The sequence below is a fragment of the Acinetobacter lwoffii genome (genome assembly GCF_024129355.1).
GTDB lineage: Bacteria > Pseudomonadota > Gammaproteobacteria > Pseudomonadales > Moraxellaceae > Acinetobacter > Acinetobacter lwoffii_I.
In genome coordinates this window covers 1-20160 of the sequence record NZ_JAMXXP010000033.1, presented here as the reverse complement: position 1 = coordinate 20160, position 20160 = coordinate 1, and the positions used below count along the sequence as shown (strand labels likewise).

Sequence of the window (20160 nt, the reverse complement as noted above, 5' to 3'; positions counted from 1 at the left end):
ATAATCTAGCGATTATTTACCTGAACGGTTACGTTTACGTTCGTTTTCAGTCAAGAAACGCTTACGGATACGGATTGACTTAGGTGTTACTTCTACTAGTTCATCATCTTCAATAAACTCAAGCGCTTGCTCAAGTGTATATTCAATTGCAGGAACCAGCGTCAACGCATCGTCAGTACCAGAAGCACGTACGTTCGTTAACTGTTTTGCTTTAGTCGGGTTAACTGTCATGTCGTCTGAACGAGAGTTAATACCGATAATCATACCTTCATAAACTTCTAACTGTGGTTTCGCGAATAGACGACCACGGTCTTGAAGTGTGAACAGTGCATAGCCCAGGCAAGTACCTTGAACCATAGAAATCAGTACACCGTTTTGACGTTTCGCAACAGTACCTTGCTTCATTGGACCGTAGTGCGAGAAGCTAGACGTCATGATCCCTGTACCAGAAGTCATGGTCAGGAATTCAGAACGGAAACCAATCAGACCACGTGAAGGAACAGTTGCTTCAATACGGATACGGCCTTTACCGTCAACTTCCATATTGGTCATTTCGCCTTTACGGTGACCCATTTGTTCCATTACAGCGCCTTGGTGCTGTTCTTCAACGTCAAAAGTAACGTTTTCGTATGGCTCTTGTTTTTCACCATCAATTTCTTTGATGATTACTTGCGGACGCGATACGCCCATTTCGAAGCCTTCACGACGCATGTTTTCAATAAGAACTGAAAGGTGAAGTTCACCACGACCAGATACTTTGAAACGGTCTGGGCTGTCAGTATCTTCAACACGTAATGCTACGTTGTGAATCAATTCGCGGTCTAGACGTTCACGGATATTACGTGAAGTTACGAACTTACCTTCTTTACCAGCAAACGGTGAGTTGTTTACCTGGAATGTCATCGATACTGTAGGTTCATCTACAGATAATGGAGGTAAAGCTTCAACATTTTTCGGATCACAGATGGTGTCAGAAATGTTGAGTGCATCGATACCCGTTACACAAACGATATCGCCTGCAGAAGCTTCTTCAACGTCAACGCGATCGAGACCATGATAACCCATGATTTTTAAGATACGGCCGTTACGTGTTTTGCCATCTTTATCGATTACAGTTACTTGTGTGTTTAATTTCACTGAACCGCGTTGGATACGACCAATACCGATAACGCCTACGAAGCTGTTATAGTCAAGTGAAGATACTTGCATTTGGAATGGACCATCAACATCAACTGCTGGTGGTTCAACGATGTCTACGATCGTTTGGAACAACGGAGTCATGTCTTCAGCAAGTTCTTCCGGAGAAGGACCAGCAACACCACGAAGGCCTGAAGCATAAACAACTGGGAAGTCTAACTGTTCGTCAGAAGCACCTAAGTTATCGAACAAATCAAATACTTGGTCAATTACCCAGTCTGGACGCGCGCTTGGCTTGTCGACTTTGTTAATAATCACGATTGGTTTCAAACCACGTGCGAACGCTTTTTGCGTTACGAAACGAGTTTGTGGCATCGGGCCTTCTTGTGAGTCTACAAGAAGAAGTACGCAGTCAACCATCGACATTACACGTTCAACTTCACCACCGAAGTCGGCGTGTCCCGGGGTGTCCACGATGTTAATGCGGTATTCAGTATTGGTACGTTCATCTAACCATTTGATTGCAGTGTTTTTTGCAAGAATGGTAATACCACGTTCGCTTTCAATAGCGCCAGAATCCATGACACGCTCGATCTCACCCGCGCGATCACCGAGAGCACCTGATTGTTGCAAAAGTTTGTCTACAAGAGTGGTTTTACCATGATCGACGTGCGCAATAATGGCGATGTTACGGAGAGTTTTAATATCTGACATGTAAATTCAATGCGTATGTAATTTGAGGGCAAATTATACAGAAAAATACAAAACTTTTATAGTCACTGTAACCACACTCCTCAACTTTTTTTGTCCAGTTGGGGCTTTTTTGATTTTGTAAAGACGTGTAACTCGATTAGAATAGCGCCACCCAGCCTTAATTTGCATTGACACATGTCTGATTTTAATCAATCTCCTCCTTCTAAAGATCAACTCGACCTGGTATATGGTCTGGAAGATCGACCAAAACCACTGATTGCTTTTTTAGCTGCATTCCAGCATTTATTAGCGATTATTGTCCCGATTGTGACCCCTGGCCTGCTGATTTGTTTGGCACTCGGTGTTTCCAAAGAAGACACCAACATGATTTTGTCCATGTCCTTGGTAATCTCGGGCATCGCGACTTTTTTACAGTCTAAAAAAGTCGGACCTTTTGGTGCCGGTCTGCTGATTGTCCAAGGAACCAGCTTTAACTTCATCGGTCCAATTATTGGTATTGGCTCAGCCATGGTGGCTGCAGGTACACCTGTAGAAGCAGTAATGGCTTCTATTTTTGGTGTGGTGATTGCAGGTGCATTTATTGAAATGGGAGTGTCACAAATTCTGCCTTGGATCAAAAAACTGATTACCCCTTTGGTCACCGGTATTGTGGTTCTGCTGATTGGTTTAACCTTAATTAAAGAAGGTTTAATCAGCATGGGCGGTGGTTATCAGGCCATGAGCGATAAAACTTTTGCCAATGCTGACAACCTGATCATGTCTTGTACCGTCCTGGCGCTGATTATTATCCTGAACCGCATCCGGATTACCTGGGTAAAAAGTTCTGCCATTTTAATCGCCCTGATCTGTGGTTATATTCTGGCTGGCTTTATGGGCCATCTGGATTTTTCTGGTCTAAAAGATGCACCATTGATACAGATTCCAACCCCAATGCATTTCGGTTTAAGCTTCTCCTGGAGCCTATTTATTCCGATGGCATTTATTTATCTGGTGACCTCATTAGAAGCGATTGGTGACATCACAGCGACTTCAAAGCTTTCCAACCAGCCAGTTGATGGTCCAAAATGGATGCAGCGCATTAAAGGCGGTGTACTGGTGAATGGCGCGAATTCATTCCTTGCTGGTATTTTTAACACCTTCCCGAGTTCGGTATTTGCACAGAACAATGGTGTAATTCAGTTGACGGGTGTAGCGAGTCGTTATGTCGGCATCTGGATTGCTGCTTTGCTGGTTATTCTTGGTTTGCTGCCTGCAGTTGCTGGTATTATTCAGGCCGTTCCGCAAGCGGTACTGGGTGGTGCAGTGATGGTGATGTTTGGTGCAGTCGCAGCCTCTGGTATTAACATTCTGTCTGGTGTTCATCTGGACCGTCGTGCCCTGCTGATCATTGCGATTTCACTGGCACTGGGTTTAGGTGTTGCACAAGTTCCACAAATTCTTGAACATCTTCCTGAGTTATTCCGTAATATCTTTAGCTCAGGCGTTGCTACTGGTGGTATCGCTGCCCTTATTCTGAATGTAGTACTTCCTGAAACAAAGAAGTAATTTCATGTCCAAAGAACACTGTCTAGGTCAGACTTAGGCAGTGTTCTTTATATTGGAGAGATACCTATGGATCCTAAAAGCGAAGTTTTATTAAGACAATATGATTTTTTGTCGGGTCGCATCTTACTGATTAATGCACCAACAGATGATCTGCTCGCTGAATTCGATGCCTCTATCAATCCGGCTGTCTGGACATGGAATTTTAATGATTTTCAATATTTCCAGTCACAACAAGCAGATGTGCATTTTGGTGCAGAGATACCTGAAGCTGAGTTTGATCAGGCAGTTATTTTTGTACCCAAGTCTAAAGAACTGTTGAATTATTTACTGCACACTGTGGCAGCGCAGCTTAAACCGGGCAGCAGTGTTTTCCTGGTCGGTGAAAAGAAAGGCGGGATAGAGCGTGCAGCCAAACAGTTACAGCCTTTTGGTAAAACACTCAAACTCGACAGCGCGCGTCATTGCCAGCTTTGGCAATTGGTTCTAGAGCATACGGTTGAGAAAAAAGCACTTGCAGACTGGGCGCAGCGTTATACCGTTTCGACACCAAATGGCGACTTAATTATTTGTGCACTTCCAGGCGTCTTTAGTCAAAACCGTTTGGATGTAGGAACTGCCACGCTATTACCTTATTTGTCACAAATCACTTCAGGTAAAATCGCTGACTTTGGTTGTGGTGCAGGTGTGATTAGCGCATATCTGGCAAAGTTGAATCCGAAAAACCGGATTTTTGCCATGGATGTCGATGCCTTTGCGCTAGCCTCTACACAAATGACCTTTGAAGAAAACCAGCTCACTCCTGAACAGATTGAAATCAAAGCAGTTACAGGGATTGAGGATGCACCTTTGTTCTTGCATGCCATTGTCAGTAATCCGCCTTTTCATATGGGAATCGAGACTGATTACACGGCAAGCGAAACCTTATGTAAAACCTCGCGTCGTCATTTAAAATCGGGCGGTGAGCTTTGGATCGTAGCCAACCGTTTCTTGAACTACCCGACCCTGATTGAACAAAACTTTGGTCGCTGTACAGTAAAAGCGGATCAACAAGGCTTTAAAGTGCTCTTCGCCAGCACTCAAAAAAATGTTAAGGAATCATGATGAGCGAAACGCAAAACACGATGCAGCTGCAGCGTAAGCTGGGTGCTCGTCATCTGAATATGATCGCCATTGGCGGATCAATTGGTACAGGTTTATTCCTGGCCTCAGGGGCGACCATTGCCAACGCTGGACCAGGCGGTGCACTACTTGCATATGTACTGATTGGGATCATGATTTATTTCCTGATGACCAGCTTGGGTGAACTTGCCACGCACAATCCGACCTCAGGTGCATTTTTCACTTACGGCACCAAATATGTCGAAGGTGGTTTTGGTTTCGCTTTAGGTTGGAACTACTGGTACAACTGGGCCATTACCGTGGCTTTTGAGCTGGTTGCCGTTCAGTTCATTATGAAATTCTGGTTTCCAGATATTCCGGGCATGTACTGGAGCGCCATTTTCCTTGCCATTATTTTCGGGATTAATGCCCTGACAGTAAAAGGCTTTGGCGAATCTGAATTTTTCTTTTCTCTGATTAAAGTTCTCGCGATCATTGCCTTTATCATCATCGGGATCTGGATGATCGTGAAGATCATGCTGACTCCAGGTGCGGAAGCATTTGCCAACTGGAGCATTGGTGATGCACCCTTTGTCGGTGGTTTCCAGGCATTAATTGGCGTGGCGATGATTGCCGGATTCTCCTTCCAGGGTACCGAAATGGTCGGTGTGGCGGCAGGTGAATCGAAAAATCCAAAGAAAACTATTCCGGTGGCCATCAAACAAATTTTCTGGCGTATCCTTCTATTTTATATCGTGTGTATTTTCATTATCGGTACCTTGATTGCCTATAATGACCCACGTTTATTACAAGCCGCTGCAACAGATAATATTGCGCTTTCGCCATTCACCTTATTGTATGAAAAAGCCGGTTTTGCCTTTGCCGCCAGTATCATGAATGCAGTGATCCTGACAGCCATTCTATCTGCGGGTAACTCCGGCATGTATTCGTCTACTCGTATGCTGTTTGATATGGCACGTAAAGGCAGTGCACCTAAAATGTTTGCGCGTCTGGACCCGCGCGGTGTGCCAATGAATGCACTCTATGCCACGACCGCAATCGCAGCTCTGTGCTTCCTGACTACTTTCTTTGGTGAACAGGAAGTCTTTAACTGGCTGCTAAATATGTCAGGGATGTGTGGCTTTATTGTCTGGCTCGGTATTGCCATTTCCCATTACCGTTTCCGTAAAGGGTATCTGGCTCAAGGTTATAAACTGGAAGATCTGGCTTATCGCGCTAAATTCTTTCCTTTCGCCCCTTGGTTTGCATTTATTCTGTGTGCGATTGTCGTTCTGGGTCAGAACTATCAGGATGTTTTGGCCGGTCAATGGATGGGTGTGTTATCGACCTATATCAGTATTCCGCTATTCCTGGCCATTTGGTTCGGCTACAAATGGAAGAAAAAAACCAAACTGGTATCTTATCAGGAAATGGATGTACAGCCGATGAAACTTGATCAGGAATAAAAAATTATTCATTAAAAAAATCAGCTTACGGGCTGATTTTTTTATTTCTTGAATTAACTATGACGCATCACGAAATTGCGATCATCAATCACAATCGCTTGCTGACAGATTCCGTCTACCCGACGTTGCTGCTCAAACACATGCGCCGGCATTGCCTCAAAGCTATCAAAGAAACTTATTTCCTGCTCATCGATTGCATAAACCAATGAATGATTCCCCACTCCTTCTAGGGTGTCATAGAACACAATTACAAAACGTCCGGCTTCTATATTTTCCTGAATTTCTGCATAAGACAATGGCTGTTCTATAACAGGAATATTTAAGCGATGTGCTTGCTGATAGAAATCGACTTCAATTGGCTGTTTATCTGCATCATGTTCAGTATAAAAATCGACATCCAAACCCAGTGTTTTTAAGGCAACCGCAAGTGCGATGCTAGAGCTTCCCATTTCAAGATCATGCTGACAGAGCTGAGTTAAGTCAGAAATATTCAAATCAATGCCATAATGATGAAAAATCATCCATATTGCAAAAATTCCGCCATTGGCTTCCAGATTTTGCAAGTCTTCAGGAATTTCAACACTCATATTTTTACTCAACGACATCTTAACAGGCTAAGTGTAGTCAAAATGCAGACATAAAAAAAGCGACTCCAGAGAGTCGCCTTTTTTAATCAGTATTCAATAACGAATTATTGAACTGGTTGTTCAGCTAAAACAGTACGGCTACCAGTAATCGTCGCGAATACACGACGGTTCATAGCACGACCTTCTTTAGTGTTGTTGTCAGCAATCGGTTGATCCCAAGCGAAACCTTGAGTAGACAAACGAGATGCATCTACGTTGTATTCGTTCACAAGTGAAGATTTAACAGAGTTAGCACGAGCTAGAGATAAACGTTCGTTTAATGCACGTGGACCAGTGTTGTCTGTGTGACCTTCGATGCGAGCAGTAGCATTTGGATATTCAACTAACTTCTCAGCAACTTTTGCGATTTCTGGTTTGTATTGATCTTTGATATTTGATTTGTTGGTATCAAAGAACACACGAAGTTCCATGTTCAGGTCTTCAGTCAACTCTTGTGGAGCTGGAGCAACCGGAGTTACAGGCTCAACTGGAGCAACTTCTACAACAGGAGCAGCTGGCTTCAAACGTCCGCCTAGAACTACGTTAAGACCAGCAAGTGCTGTATAGTTCCAGAATTTTTCGTCAAAGTGGTAAGTACCACGAGCTTCGGTACGTAGCGCTAATGCATCGTTGATGTGCCAGAATGCACCAACACCAGCGTTACCTAAAGTACCTTCTTCTTCAAGACCACGACCTGCACGACCAATAGCAGCATCTGTAGCGCCATCAAATTCATATTTGTAGTGACCCGCACCCAAAAGCATGTATGGCTTCACTTTGCTGTCATAGTTACCAGTGAATACATCAGAAGTTGCATAGAAGTTACCCGCAATATTCTGACCTTTGTATTCAGCACCAGGTAGATCAGTCATATCGCCTTTAACCTGGCTATATTCAGCTTCAAAACCTAGCCATGGCGTTAATTCAACACCAATCGCCGCACCTACAAATAAATCATCTTCCATTTGACCAAAGGTGGTTAACTCTCCATCGTCACCGCCATTGTTGTGCTGAGTGTCTTGGAAGGTATAACCTAACATCAACGGAGTAACAGTTACGCCTGCATTGGCAGCAGCAAAAGGTGCAGCTACAAGCATAGCTAAAGCAATACGACTCATTTTCATGGATTTATCCTCCAGAGATAACAATTGTTGTTCAAGCTCAAGCCCGTAATAGGCCATCCTGAGATAGGCTTTTTATTACCCCAGTATTATTCTTAAGCTATTCACATGGCATCATACAAACACTTTTTTATTTTTCCAAGTGCTTGATTAATCTAATCAAGTAAATTATTGACAAAATTACTTACAATTTCCGTTGTAATTCAGTAATTTTTTACTCAATTTTTTATTCTGAATGACCTATTGTGATTGCCAATTATTTTTAACAGCTTTCTTGAAACTTAAGTAAGTACTGATTTACACGCTCAATAAAGCATAAAAAACGTATAATTAATAACATCTTTATCATAAAAATAATATATAAATCAGGTAACTCTATGTATAAAAAAATAACAAGAGCGTTCACTATTGTTGAGTTAATTATCTGTATTGCATTAATTGCAATTGTCGCCAGTATCGCCCTACCGTACTTCCATGAATATCGATCCAAACAGGAAGCCAAAAATATTCCGATCAAATTATCTCAAATTAATCGCTATGCACGCAGCCAGGCTGCAGTGTTTCATCAAAATATTGTGATTTGCCCGAGCCAAGATTCTCTCAGTTGCCAAGCCAATCAATGGAACAAGAACATGCTGGTTTTTTTCGATAAAAACAAAAATAGGCAAGTGGATGTAGACGAACAAATTTTACATATTGATGTACTTAACCTCAAATACGGCAACCTGAGTTGGCGAGGAACTTTGAGTTTACCGAGTGTCACTTATCAAGCGCACACTGCCTTGCCGATTGGTTCAAATGGTAGTTTCTATTATTGTTCTACCCATCTTTCTAGCCAACAGCGTATTGTACTCAGCAAAATGGGCCATATCCGGATCGAAAGTCTCTCGTCTTGCTAACAGAACTATCCAGTTTATGCTTCGCTGCGATTAACGCTTCAATCCTGAGTTTTTTTCAATATACTGCTTAAGTCTGAAAAATTGATTAAAACTCATACGGAGAGAGAACAATGACTGACATCGTAATTGTCAATGGTGCACGTACAGCCATGGGGGGCTTTCAGGGGAGCCTTGCAAGTGCAACTGCGCCCGAACTGGGTGCGGTCACCATTAAAGAAGCAATTGCCCGTGCGGGTCTGCAACCAGCAGATATTGAAGAAGTCATTATGGGTTGTGTCCTTCCGGCAGGCTTAAAGCAAGGCCCTGCACGTCAAGCTATGCGTCAAGCTGGTCTTCCAGATTCTACTGGTGCTGTGACCATTAATAAATTATGTGGTTCAGGCATGAAAGCCGTCATGCAGGCTGCTGACATAATTAAAGCAGGTTCTGCTGATATCGTGGTTGCCGGTGGCATGGAATCCATGACCAATGCACCTTATGTATTGCCAAAAGCACGTGGCGGTTTCCGTATGGGTCACGGTGAAATCAAGGACCATATGTTTCTGGATGGCTTGGAAGATGCTGAAACAGGTCGTTTGATGGGTTCATTTGCCCAAGATATGGCAAATACCAAAGGTTATAGCCGTGAGCAGATGGATGATTTTGCGATTCGCTCATTAAAGCGTGCGCAAACTGCGGTCAATGAAGGCTACTTTGCTGATGAAATCGTGCCTGTAACAGTTAAAACCCGTAAAGGTGATGTAGTCGTTGATAAAGATGAACAGCCGTTCAATGCCAACATCGATAAAATTCCAACTTTACGTCCAGCGTTTGCCAAAGACGGTACGATTACGGCGGCTAATGCCAGCTCGATTTCAGATGGTGCATCAGCTTTAGTAATTACCTCGGCTGACAATGCAGCAGCAAAAGGGTTGAATCCTTTGGCTAAAATTGTTGCCTATGCATCGAATTCGCAACATCCATCTGAATTTACCATTGCTCCAGTCGGTGCAATCCAGAAAGTGCTAGATAAAACTGGATGGGCCGCTTCTGATGTCGACCTTTGGGAAATCAATGAAGCCTTTGCCATGGTGACCATGTGCCCAATGGATGAGTTCAAGCTGGATCCTGAAAAAGTCAACATTAACGGTGGTGCATGTGCACTCGGTCATCCTGTGGGTTCAACCGGTTCACGTATTATCCTGACTTTGATTCATGCACTAAAACGTACCGGTGGAAAAAAAGGGATTGCAGCCCTGTGTATTGGTGGTGGTGAAGCGACAGCTGTGGCGATTGAATTACTTTAACCTATTCTCTCACCCCATCCCTCGCCCATAGGGAGAGGGAGTTAAAAATCCTCCTGATCTGGAGGATTTTTTTCGCTTACATTTTGATAAAGCTTGCTCGCGCAAAATACCGCAAAGTGGCGTAGATTAAAGCAAGCAAAATAAAAAGGGAGTTCTCCCATGCAACTGAATCATTACCTCAATTTCCAAGGTCAGGCTGAAGCAGCCTTTAACTTTTATAAATCAGTTTTTGGAGGCGAATTTTCAAGTCTGAGTCGTTATGGTGAAATGCCAACTGAAGAAGGGATCACGCTGTCAGAAGCGGATAAAAATAAAATCCTGCATATCTCACTTCCCATCAATGAGTTTACAGAACTGATGGCATCGGACACGAATGATCAATTCTGTGCACAAACCAATACGGTGTTCATTCGAGGTAATAACCACTATATTTCCATTAACTTAGACGCCAGCGAACAAGCTGAAGCACAACGACTCTTTGATACTTTATCGGTGAATGGTCAAATTGAGATGCCGCTAGAAAAGACCTTTTGGGGCGCACTTTATGCTGCCTTTAGCGATCAGTTTGGAATTCACTGGATGATCAACTGTCAACTTGAAGAAAATTAAAGGTTTTTATCAAGATATAAAAAAGCCGGAATCAATCCGGCTTTTTGACAGCAACTTAATTTAAATTAAGCACCTGTTTGATAATGTGCCTGTGCAACCGCAGTTGATGCCTGGTACGGATTTTTGAAATCATTCAAACCTGCAGCGGCTTCCTGAATATCTTTACCTTCTTTAATCACGAAAGTGTCGAAACCGAATCGACTAATTTATTTACTTAACTTTTTCTTTTTTCGTTCTTCTAAAATTTTCTTTCTACCTTTATCAGTCAAAGAATAGTAGTCTATATACGAACTTATTAAGCCTTTATCAACTAAGGTACTCAATAAGTATCTTTTTTCAGTTTCATCTATACCAGAAATATCATCTATACCATGACCTTGATTAGGTAATTTTGAGAAAAATTCAAGACATTCATATTCAAGGTATGTAATATCTCGGTCTCTATTAATGTAGATCTTTTTTAAATACCTACCCAAAGAAACAACTAAGCTTAAAATTAAAAACAACCCACAAAAAATGCTTGTACAAAAAAATATATTCCTCCAAGTATTCGGAAGATCAATGACCTTTATTATTTCTGATAAGTAAAGCATTGAGAGACTTCCCAACACAATTACCAATGCGATCAATTTATCTGTTTTTAAAATTTTTAACCATTCAGTCCAATTCATATTTAAATTCTTATCATCATATTATTTTAATTATAAAAAAAGCTGAACCCAAGTCCAGCTTTTTCAGTTACTTAATGATTATCAAGCACCTGTTTGATAATGCGCTTGTGCAACCGCAGTTGATGCCTGGTACGGATTTTTGAAATCATTCAAACCGGCAGCCGCTTCCTGAATATCTTTACCTTCTTTAATCACGAAAGTGTCGAAACCTGAACGCTTCATGTAGTTCAAAACATCTTTGAATACATCCCCAGTAGCACGCAATTCGCCTTGGAAACCCTGACGGCGAAGAAGTGCTGCAAATGAATAACCACGACCATCATTAAAACCGGCAAACTCAATAAAGATTGCATCTAGCTGATCCAATGGAAACTCATTGGTTTCAGGCGAAGCATCTACGGTTAAGTACAATGCTTTTTTACCTGTCACATTGGCAATCTGGTCTAACTGATCCACACTCAGAACCACATCACCCTGTGGTAAAACACCATCTTCACCCATCAATTGATAGGTATTGTCTGCAATCGTGCCATCTTTAGAGAGCACTTGAAGTGCGGTATTAAGCATATGCACGCTCCTTGAATGGTTGAATGCCGACACGGCGATAAGTATCGATAAACTCTTCACCATCCTGACGCAGGTCAAGATAAGTATTCAAAATTTCTTCTACGATATCCGGCACGACTTCGGCTGCAAATGATGGCCCAAGAATGTCACCAATTGACGCATCATGATCGGCATTACCGCCTAAAGTGATCTGGTAGAACTCAGCGCCTTTCTTGTCTACACCTAGAATACCAATATTACCCACATGGTGATGGCCACAAGCATTCATACAACCTGAAATATTCAGATCCAGTTTGCCTAAATTGTAAATCGTATCCAGGTCATCAAAACGGCGTGAAATTGCTTCAGAAATCGGAATGGATTTCGCATTAGCCAAAGAACAGAAGTCACCGCCCGGGCAGCAAATGATGTCGGTCAAGAAACCGATATGCGCACGTGCCAGGTTGTTTTGGTCAAGGGTTTGCCATACAGCGAACAAGTCTTTTTGTGGTACATCGACCAAGGAAATGTTTTGCTCATGCGTGGTACGCAGCTCACCGAAAGTGTACTGATCTGCAAGATCTGCAATCAGGTTCATTTCTTCGGTGCTGACATCACCCGGTGCAATTCCGGCACGTTTCAGTGAAATCGTCACGATGCGATAACCTTTCACTTTATGTGCATTGGTATTAATGTTGAACCACTGTTTGAATTTTGGATATTGTGCAAACAGTTCAGTGAAATCTTCATCTGCATAATCTTGGTAATCGAATGGCGTGAAGTTCTCATCCATTTTCGCCAAGGTGTCTGCATCGATTTTCAGTGTTTTAATCGTATGCTCAAATTCAGCTTCAACTTTCTCGGCAAATACTGCTGGTGTTAAAGCTTTTACCAGAATCTTGATACGCGCTTTATATTTGTTGTCGCGACGACCATGCAAGTTATATACACGAAGTACTGCTTCCAAATAAGCAATCAGGTCTTCACGTGGCAAGAATTCACGAATAAAGCTACCAATCACCGGCGTACGGCCGAGACCACCACCGACTTTGATTTTATAGCCCATTTCGCCTGCTTCATTACGCACGATATACACACCTATATCGTGGAATGCAGTTGCTGCACGATCGGTTTCTTCAAGCGCAGAGACTGCAATCTTGAACTTACGTGGCAAGAAGGCAAATTCCGGATGGAAGGTTGACCATTGACGGATCAATTCACAAGTCGGACGCGGATCGGCAATTTCACCTGCAACCACACCGGCATACTGATCCGTCGTGGTATTACGGATACAGTTACCTGAAGTCTGAATCGCATGCATTTGCACAGTGGCCAGTTCAGCCAGCATATCCGGCACATTTTCCAGCGCAGGCCAGTTAAACTGAATATTTTGACGTGTTGATACGTGCGCATAGCCACGGTCATAGTCTTTGGCTAATTCTGCAATTTTACGCAATTGTTTTGAATTCATCAGACCATAAGGCACCGCGATACGCAACATCGGCGCATAACGTTGTACATAAAGGCCGTTTTGCAGACGAAGCGGACGGTATTCATCTTCCGTCAATTTACCCGCTAAATAACGTTCCGTTTGGTCACGGAACTGTGCAACACGTTCATTGATCAGTTGCTGATCGAAATCAGTATATAAATACATGGCGTACAGCTAGTAGTTTCTATTATATCGTCGGCAAGGATAACGAGATTAAAACTATCAATAAAATGCTTTTTATACATATTTCATAGCGGTTTTATTGATAAGCCTGACAAAGTTTCACGGATCTCGGTATTTACAGCACTGGATTAAATTTAAAGTAATAATGATGAAAATCTTCAATTATTATTACTTATTTTCATATAGGAAAAATTTCCTCTCATTTCATTAATAATCTAATTAACACGTTAAGAATATTACCAATTTTGACTTTCTCCCAATTGCTGTCCTACAAACTCATAGCGTATCGTAGAACGTGAAAATTTAATCGGACAAGCCAATTGTGCTTCGGTCTGCTGACTGCTGGATTTGAGTGGCACCTGTACTATCCATCCCCGCTGCTGAGCCAGATCAGAATGTAACGCTTCCTCAAGTCTGAGCACCGGTTCGACACAGACATCCAGCGCGGCAAACAGCATTTGCCATTCAGCTAATGACTTGGTCTTGATTTTATTCTGAATCGCCTGCTTCACCACAGCATGATCTTCAGCGGCATAAGAAGCGCCTTTGTCCAGGAGAATCGGCAGCTCTAAAGCCTGTGCCAGCCCCTGCATAAATGGTGGTTCCAGACTACCAATCGACAAATGACGTCCATCCTGAGTTTCATAATAATCATAGAAAGTTCCACCATTCAGATAGCCGGATTCTGGAGATTGATGCTGATTGCCAGCCAGACTGGCAGAAGCTGCCAGATTGCTCATCGTTACCACACAATCGGTCATGGAAATGTCAATATACTGGCCTTTGCCACTTTGTTGGCGTTCAATCACCGCGGCCAGAATCGCAATCACGGCATGCATGGAACCACCTGCAACATCGGCGACCTGAATTCCCAAGGCTGGTGGACCATTTTCAATCCGGCCACTGTGTCCGGCAATTCCGGACAAAGCCAGATAGTTAATGTCGTGTCCTGCTTTATCTTTATATGTGCCAGTTTGGCCATAACCGGTAATGGAACAGTAAATCAGTTTCGGATTAATTTCGCTCAAGGTTTGATAGTCTAGCCCAAGACGTTGCATCACCCCGGGACGGAATTGCTCAATCACAATGTCATAATCTGCAATCCTGGATTTAACCAGTTCAATATTCGTAGGATCTTTCAAATCCAGTGCAACCGATTGCTTGTTTCGATTCAAATAACTTTGTGAAGTGGCCTGTCCATTGGCAAAAGGTGGCATTAATCGCAACAGGTCAGGTCGGGTCGGTGATTCAATATGCACAACCTCGGCGCCGAGGTCAGCCAGATATAAGGTCGCAAACGGGCCGGGTAAAAGTGTAGAAAAATCGAGGATTTTCAATCCTTTTAATGCATATGACATTGGAGTATTTGCTCTACTTATATTGCTTTTTTCAGCATCATAGGCACATAAATGAACAAAAACAATGTCATGTTCAGCCATTTACCTTGATAGTTTCGGCAATCTAATATGTAAGAAAATGGCAAGGTGTTCTTGTAAATTGCCATTGCTTTATTATTTTTCGTCATTTAGGTCAATTATTAGTGAACATTAAAGAGACTGAAGGATTAAACATGAGTCGCGATACGATCAGTATCCATTTCGTCAATGCAGCCTTATCTGGCGTTAAGCGTCTGGGCATGGATGTCGATACTTTATTGTCTCACGTCGGGATTGAAGCAGAACTGCTGCATCAGCCCAAAGCGCGTATTTCGCCTGAACAATATACCCGCTTTATTAAAATGCTGTGGATGGTGACCCAGGACGAGCATGTCGGCTTTGACAAACAGCAACGCCGGTTGGGTACTTTTGCGATCATGTGCCAGCTCATCATTCATGCCAAAACCCTCGGTGATGCACTAGAACTTTCTTCCCAGTTCTACAAACTCTTTGGTGATGAATGGTCGGTGACCCTGGAGCGTGACAAACACGAAGCTCGTCTTGTTCCACTCATTCCAAATGCAATGGATCCGGATCATTTTATTACTGAAAGCATGTTGATGATCTGGCATGGCTTGGCGTCTTGGCTCATTGAACGTCGCCTGCCACTGGAACGCGTGCATTTTAGCTATCCACGTCCAGCCCATGCCGATGAATATGATGCCCTGTTCTTTGCGCCGGTGATGCAGTTCGATATGCCACGTACCGAAATTACTTTTGCTGCGGACTATCTGGACCTGCCAATTCGTCAGAATGAAGAAACCTTAGAAGAGTTTTTGAAAGCTGCGCCGGCACAATTGCTAGTGAAATTCAAAAACACCAACTCGCTGACTTCACGGATTCGTGATGTGCTGAAGAGCCAGATTGGGGAAGAAATGCCGACATTAAACGATGTCGCGTCGATGTTATATCTATCACCGCAAACCTTGCGTCGCCGTCTGGCAGCCGAAGGCAAAAGCTATCAGGGTGTAAAAGATGCCTTGCGCCGTGATGCCGCGATTCACCTGTTACTTAATCCGGATCTGACCCTTGAAGATGTCGCACAACAGGTCGGTTTCAGTGAAACCAGTACTTTCCACCGCGCCTTCAAGAAATGGACCGGTGTAACCCCGGGTCTGTATCGTCAATTGCATGGCTATCATTAATCAAGTGATGCCGCAAAAGAGCATTTAATAATAAAACCAGTTCTCTCCGCCTAAGCCAAAGCTTAGGCTTTTTTATAGCTAAAATTGGCTAAATCGCTCAAATGATCTGGCCCGTTCTCGTCATTGCACTTCAAAAATTAAGTATTACACTCGAGTCATTAGAATAATTTTCATCAAATCAATAAAAGGGACATGCTATGAGCGAGGCATATATTATTGACGCCATTCGTACGCCACGCGGAAAAGGCAAAAAAGATGGATCTTTACATCAAGTAAAACCCATTTCATTACTGACTGGCTTACTCAACGAACTTCAGGCTCGTCATCAATTTGATACCTCAAAAGTGGATGATATCGTGCTCGGTTGCGTCACCCCGATTGGTGATCAGGGTGCCGATATTGCCAAAACGGCTGCTATTGCTGCCGGCTGGGACAATGATGTGGCCGGTATACAAATCAACCGTTTTTGTGCTTCCGGTCTGGAAGCGGTCAATCTGGCCGCTCAAAAAGTCCGCTCTGGCTGGGAAGATCTGGTTGTTGCAGGCGGCGTCGAATCCATGTCCCGCGTGCCGATGGGTTCCGACGGCGGCCCTTGGGCGCTGGACCCTGAAACCAATATGGCCTGTGATTTTATTCCGCAAGGCATCGGCGCGGACTTGATTGCCACGATTGACGGTTATAGCCGTGCAGATGTAGATCAGTTTGCCGAACAATCACAAAAGAAAGCAGCTGCCGCTCAAGCCAATGGTTATTTCAATGCATCCGTGATCCCGGTAAAAGACAAAGCCGGTGTGGTGATTCTGGACAAAGATGAATTTATCAAACCGACAACGACCGCAGAAGGCTTGGGCAAACTCAATCCAAGTTTCGCCACTATGGGGCAAATGGGCTTTGATGCAATTGCCCTGCAAAAATATCCTGAAGTCGGTGCTGTCAATCATGTGCATCATGCCGGGAATTCCTCAGGCATTGTCGATGGTGCGGCTGTGGTTTTGATCGCATCGGAACAAGCAGTAAAAGAACAAGGTCTGAAGCCACGTGCCAAAGTACTGGCGACGGCATTGGTCGGTGCAGATCCGACCATTATGCTGACCGGCCCTGCCCCGGCTGCTCGTAAGGCCTTGGCGAAAGCCGGTTTAACAATTGATGATATTGACCTGTTTGAAGTCAATGAAGCCTTTGCTGCCGTGGTGATGCGCTTTATCAATGAAATGAAGGTTGATCCTGCCAAGGTGAATGTCAACGGCGGTGCAATTGCCATGGGACATCCACTCGGTGCGACTGGTGCGATGATTTTAGGGACGTTATTGGACGAGTTAGAACGCCAAGGCATAAAGCGGGGTCTGGCTACACTTTGCGTAGGTGGCGGTATGGGCATCGCAACCATTATTGAACTGGTATAAGGAGAAAAATAATGAGCGCAATTCAATATCAAAAAAATGAAGATAATATTGTTATTTTAACGTTTGATTCTCCAAACCAGTCTGCCAATACCATGAATGCCGACTTTCGCACGGCACTAGATGAAGTCGTTGCCCAGTTACAAGCAGATGAAGATATTGCCGGGATTATTTTCCGTTCAGCGAAAAAAACTTTCTTTGCTGGTGGTGATCTGGATGAACTGATTCAAGCCACTCCTGAACATGCAACTGAATTCTTCAATATGATTGAAGAGATGAAAGCCAAACTACGCTATATCGAAACTTGCGGTATTCCTGTCGTTGCTGCCTTGAATGGTACGGCGCTTGGTGGTGGCTGGGAAATTGCCTTGTGTGCCCATCATCGTATTGCCCTGAATGACCCTAAAAGCAAATTTGGCCTGCCTGAAGTCACACTGGGTTTATTACCAGGTGGCGGTGGTATCGTCCGTAGCATCCGCCTGCTCGGTCTGCAAAATGCCCTTCCTTTATTGATGGAAGGCAAACAGTTTGGAGTCGATAAAGCCAGATCTTTAGGGTTGATTCATGAGGTCGCAGACAGTACAGATGAATTGCTAGAAAAGGCCATTGCCTGGATCAAAGCCAATCCAAAATCTCAGCAGCCATTCGATGTAAAAGGCTATAAAATTCCGGGTGGTAGCCCTTCGACACCAGCAGTTGCACAGATGCTGGCAATTGCTCCGGCGATGCTGCGCGATAAAACCAAAGGCTGCTACCCTGCACCTGAAGCGATCATGTCGGCTGCGGTAGAAGGTGCACAGGTCGATGTCGATACTGCCCTGACCATTGAATCGCGTTACTTTACTTATTTGGCGACCGGTCAAATTTCTAAAAATATGATTGGCACCTTCTGGCATGGTCTGAATGCAATCAAGTCCGGCGCCAGTCGCCCTCAAGGTCTTGAAAGGTGGAAAGCCACTAAAGTCGGTATTCTAGGTGCGGGTATGATGGGTGCTGGGATCGCCTATGCCACTGCCAGCAAAGGCATTCCTGTAGTATTAAAAGATATTTCAATCGAAGCAGCTGAAAAAGGCAAAGCCTATAGCCAGAAACTGCTGGATAAAAAATTCGCTCAAGGGCGTTTATCAGCCGAGAAACGAGATCAGGTTTTAAGCCTGATTCAAACAACTGCATCTAATGCAGATCTAGCCGGTTGCGACCTGATCATTGAAGCCGTATTTGAGAATCCCACGCTCAAGGCTCAAGTTACACAAGAGGCAGAACAATATCTTGCCAGCAACGGCGTAATGGCTTCGAATACCTCGACCCTGCCGATCACAGAATTAGCCCAGGCTTCAAAAAATGATCAGAACTTTATCGGCCTGCATTTCTTCAGTCCGGTCGATAAAATGCAGCTAGTGGAAATTATCAAAGGTAAAAATACCTCGCCAGAAACGCTGGCCAAAGCTTTCGATTTCGTGCAGCAAATTGGCAAATTACCGATTGTGGTGAATGACAGCCGTGGTTTCTTTACTAGCCGCGTGTTTGGTACCTTTGTGCAGGAAGGTTTACGCCTGCTGGCAGAAGGTGTACATCCGGCGCGAATTGAAATGGCTGCACTCAAAGCCGGTATGCCGATGGGTCCGTTGGCGATTCAGGATGAAGTGTCCTTGACCTTGTCTGAACATGTGGCCAATGAAAGATATAAAGCTTTAGAAGCACAAGGTCAGACCATCACTAAATCACCTGCGGATGAGGTGATTCACAGCATGATTCACGAATTTAACCGTAAAGGTAAGGCTGCCGGCCAAGGTTTTTATGATTATCCGGCCGATGCCAAAAAGCAGCTCTGGTCTGGTCTCAGCTACTGGAAAAAAGACAACGATATTTCTGAACAGGAAATGATTGACCGCTTCCTGTTTGTACAGGCACTGGATACGGTTCGCTGTCTGGAAGAAGGTGTCCTGGAATCTGTCGTTGATGCCAATGTCGGTTCCATTTTTGGTATTGGCTTTGCCGCCTGGACGGGCGGTGCAGTACAATTCCTGAATCAGTATGGTTTAGCCAAAGCCGTGACCCGTGCCAAAGTACTTGAAAATAAATATGGCGAACGCTTCAAAGCCCCACAACTCCTCAAAGATCGCGCAGCACACGCCCAGCCGATTCAATAACTTAGGCACTTAAATAAAAGAGGAACGTGTTTCCTCTTTTTTATCTTCTGGATTTGCTTAATGCACTGGATAGACTCATCTGATGACAGATTTCGATCTGCTTTTTGATCAATTTATGTTATAAAGTTACATAAGTTTGATATCCACGTGGGTAAGACCTATGACTGATCACAGTTCACCTGAAAAATCTCCTTGGGGCTGGAAAGCACTTATCATCTTCTGTATTTTAGGTGGATTATTCATGCTTATTTTTTGGCTCGCGATAAGTAATGAACCGGATTACATGCCAAGCCAGCAAAATAAACAAACTACCCAGCAACACGCTTTTAAAAATGCACCGACGATGTCTCCAGAAGCCATTGCCAAAGCGCAAGCAGATCGTGAAGCACGTGAAGCTGCCAATACTGCTCATCCAGGTACGACAGCCGCTGAACACAATATGTCAGCTGAAGAACATGCCAATATGGATAATGCCGAGCACAGCTCAAATGCAGCACATGGCCACTGATCCAGATTCAGTCTATGCATAAAAAAGCGAGGTCAATGCCCATTGCTGTCCCACAATTTTTCACAAGAGGAAGCTCATTTGAGCTTCCTCTTGTTTTATGGGTATTTTATCGGGTGAAAATAAAGCTT

Annotated in this window: 17 protein-coding genes and 1 pseudogene; 10 read left to right on the top strand and 8 right to left on the bottom strand. The window is 43.7% G+C overall.

The window, feature by feature from the left end:
- Nucleotides 1-12: 12 nt before the first annotated feature.
- On the bottom strand, nt 13-1851 hold the full coding sequence (typA, locus tag NI468_RS13280) for a translational GTPase TypA (RefSeq protein ID WP_004281716.1): 1839 nt from the start codon (nt 1849-1851) through the stop codon (nt 13-15).
- Nucleotides 1852-2025: 174 nt separating this feature from the next.
- On the opposite strand from typA, the gene NI468_RS13275 reads away from it, so the two are divergent.
- From NI468_RS13275 to NI468_RS13265, 3 genes are all read left to right on the top strand, one after another.
- A complete protein-coding gene (locus NI468_RS13275; protein WP_253102257.1) occupies nt 2026-3396 on the top strand; it encodes a uracil-xanthine permease family protein in 1371 nt (456 codons plus the stop codon).
- Between the two features lie 66 nt (nt 3397-3462).
- Entirely contained in the window at nt 3463-4497 is a 1035-nt protein-coding gene (locus NI468_RS13270; protein WP_253102255.1) for a methyltransferase, read from the top strand.
- On the top strand, nt 4497-5960 hold the full coding sequence (locus NI468_RS13265; RefSeq protein ID WP_253102253.1) for an amino acid permease: 1464 nt from the start codon (nt 4497-4499) through the stop codon (nt 5958-5960). Before NI468_RS13270 ends, NI468_RS13265 begins: the two co-directional genes overlap by 1 nt.
- Before the next feature lie 53 nt (nt 5961-6013).
- Here NI468_RS13265 and NI468_RS13260 read toward each other — a convergent pair whose 3' ends face one another.
- Entirely contained in the window at nt 6014-6547 is a 534-nt protein-coding gene (locus NI468_RS13260; RefSeq protein ID WP_114541047.1) for a cysteine peptidase family C39 domain-containing protein, read from the bottom strand.
- 104 nt (nt 6548-6651) lie between these two features.
- Nucleotides 6652-7710, bottom strand: coding sequence for an outer membrane protein Omp38 (gene omp38, locus NI468_RS13255; protein WP_253102251.1), 1059 nt, complete (start codon nt 7708-7710; stop codon nt 6652-6654).
- 374 nt (nt 7711-8084) lie between these two features.
- Here omp38 and NI468_RS13250 point away from each other — a divergent pair, with 374 nt between their 5' ends.
- The 3 genes from NI468_RS13250 to NI468_RS13240 all read left to right on the top strand — a co-directional run bounded on the left by NI468_RS13250 (nt 8085) and on the right by NI468_RS13240 (nt 10501).
- A complete protein-coding gene (locus NI468_RS13250) occupies nt 8085-8606 on the top strand; it encodes a GspH/FimT family protein (RefSeq protein WP_253102249.1) in 522 nt (173 codons plus the stop codon).
- Between the two features lie 110 nt (nt 8607-8716).
- Complete coding sequence (locus tag NI468_RS13245) at nt 8717-9892, top strand: thiolase family protein (RefSeq protein WP_253102247.1); 1176 nt, start codon at nt 8717-8719, stop codon at nt 9890-9892.
- 159 nt (nt 9893-10051) lie between these two features.
- Nucleotides 10052-10501, top strand: coding sequence for a VOC family protein (locus NI468_RS13240; RefSeq protein ID WP_253102245.1), 450 nt, complete (start codon nt 10052-10054; stop codon nt 10499-10501).
- Nucleotides 10502-10566: 65 nt separating this feature from the next.
- Here the strand turns inward: NI468_RS13240 and NI468_RS13235 are convergent.
- From NI468_RS13235 to NI468_RS13215, 5 genes and pseudogenes are all read right to left on the bottom strand, one after another.
- Nucleotides 10567-10707, bottom strand: a pseudogene (locus tag NI468_RS13235) (DUF934 domain-containing protein); the annotation flags it as partial.
- Nucleotides 10708-11172: a hypothetical protein gene (locus NI468_RS13230; RefSeq protein ID WP_253102243.1), complete on the bottom strand. Its 465-nt coding sequence runs from the start codon at nt 11170-11172 to the stop codon at nt 10708-10710.
- Between the two features lie 81 nt (nt 11173-11253).
- Nucleotides 11254-11739: a DUF934 domain-containing protein gene (locus NI468_RS13225; RefSeq protein WP_180180527.1), complete on the bottom strand. Its 486-nt coding sequence runs from the start codon at nt 11737-11739 to the stop codon at nt 11254-11256.
- The gene (locus tag NI468_RS13220) at nt 11732-13375 is read right to left on the bottom strand and encodes a nitrite/sulfite reductase (protein WP_253102241.1); all 1644 of its coding nucleotides are present in this window, start codon (nt 13373-13375) and stop codon (nt 11732-11734) included. The genes NI468_RS13225 and NI468_RS13220 overlap by 8 nt, the downstream gene beginning before the upstream one ends.
- 254 nt (nt 13376-13629) lie before the next feature.
- On the bottom strand, nt 13630-14751 hold the full coding sequence (locus NI468_RS13215; RefSeq protein WP_253102239.1) for a CaiB/BaiF CoA transferase family protein: 1122 nt from the start codon (nt 14749-14751) through the stop codon (nt 13630-13632).
- 212 nt (nt 14752-14963) lie between these two features.
- Between NI468_RS13215 and NI468_RS13210 the strand changes: the two genes are divergently transcribed.
- From NI468_RS13210 to NI468_RS13195, 4 genes are all read left to right on the top strand, one after another.
- Nucleotides 14964-15974, top strand: a complete 1011-nt coding sequence (locus NI468_RS13210) for an AraC family transcriptional regulator (RefSeq protein ID WP_005106131.1) — start codon at nt 14964-14966, stop codon at nt 15972-15974.
- Between the two features lie 197 nt (nt 15975-16171).
- Nucleotides 16172-17377: an acetyl-CoA C-acetyltransferase gene (locus tag NI468_RS13205; protein WP_253102237.1), complete on the top strand. Its 1206-nt coding sequence runs from the start codon at nt 16172-16174 to the stop codon at nt 17375-17377.
- 11 nt (nt 17378-17388) lie between these two features.
- Nucleotides 17389-19524 (top strand): 3-hydroxyacyl-CoA dehydrogenase NAD-binding domain-containing protein, encoded by a 2136-nt coding sequence (locus NI468_RS13200; RefSeq protein ID WP_253102235.1) that lies wholly within the window; start codon nt 17389-17391, stop codon nt 19522-19524.
- A gap of 160 nt (nt 19525-19684) precedes the next feature.
- Nucleotides 19685-20032, top strand: a complete 348-nt coding sequence (locus tag NI468_RS13195) for a hypothetical protein (protein ID WP_005106128.1) — start codon at nt 19685-19687, stop codon at nt 20030-20032.
- The last annotated feature ends 128 nt before the right edge of the window (nt 20033-20160 follow it).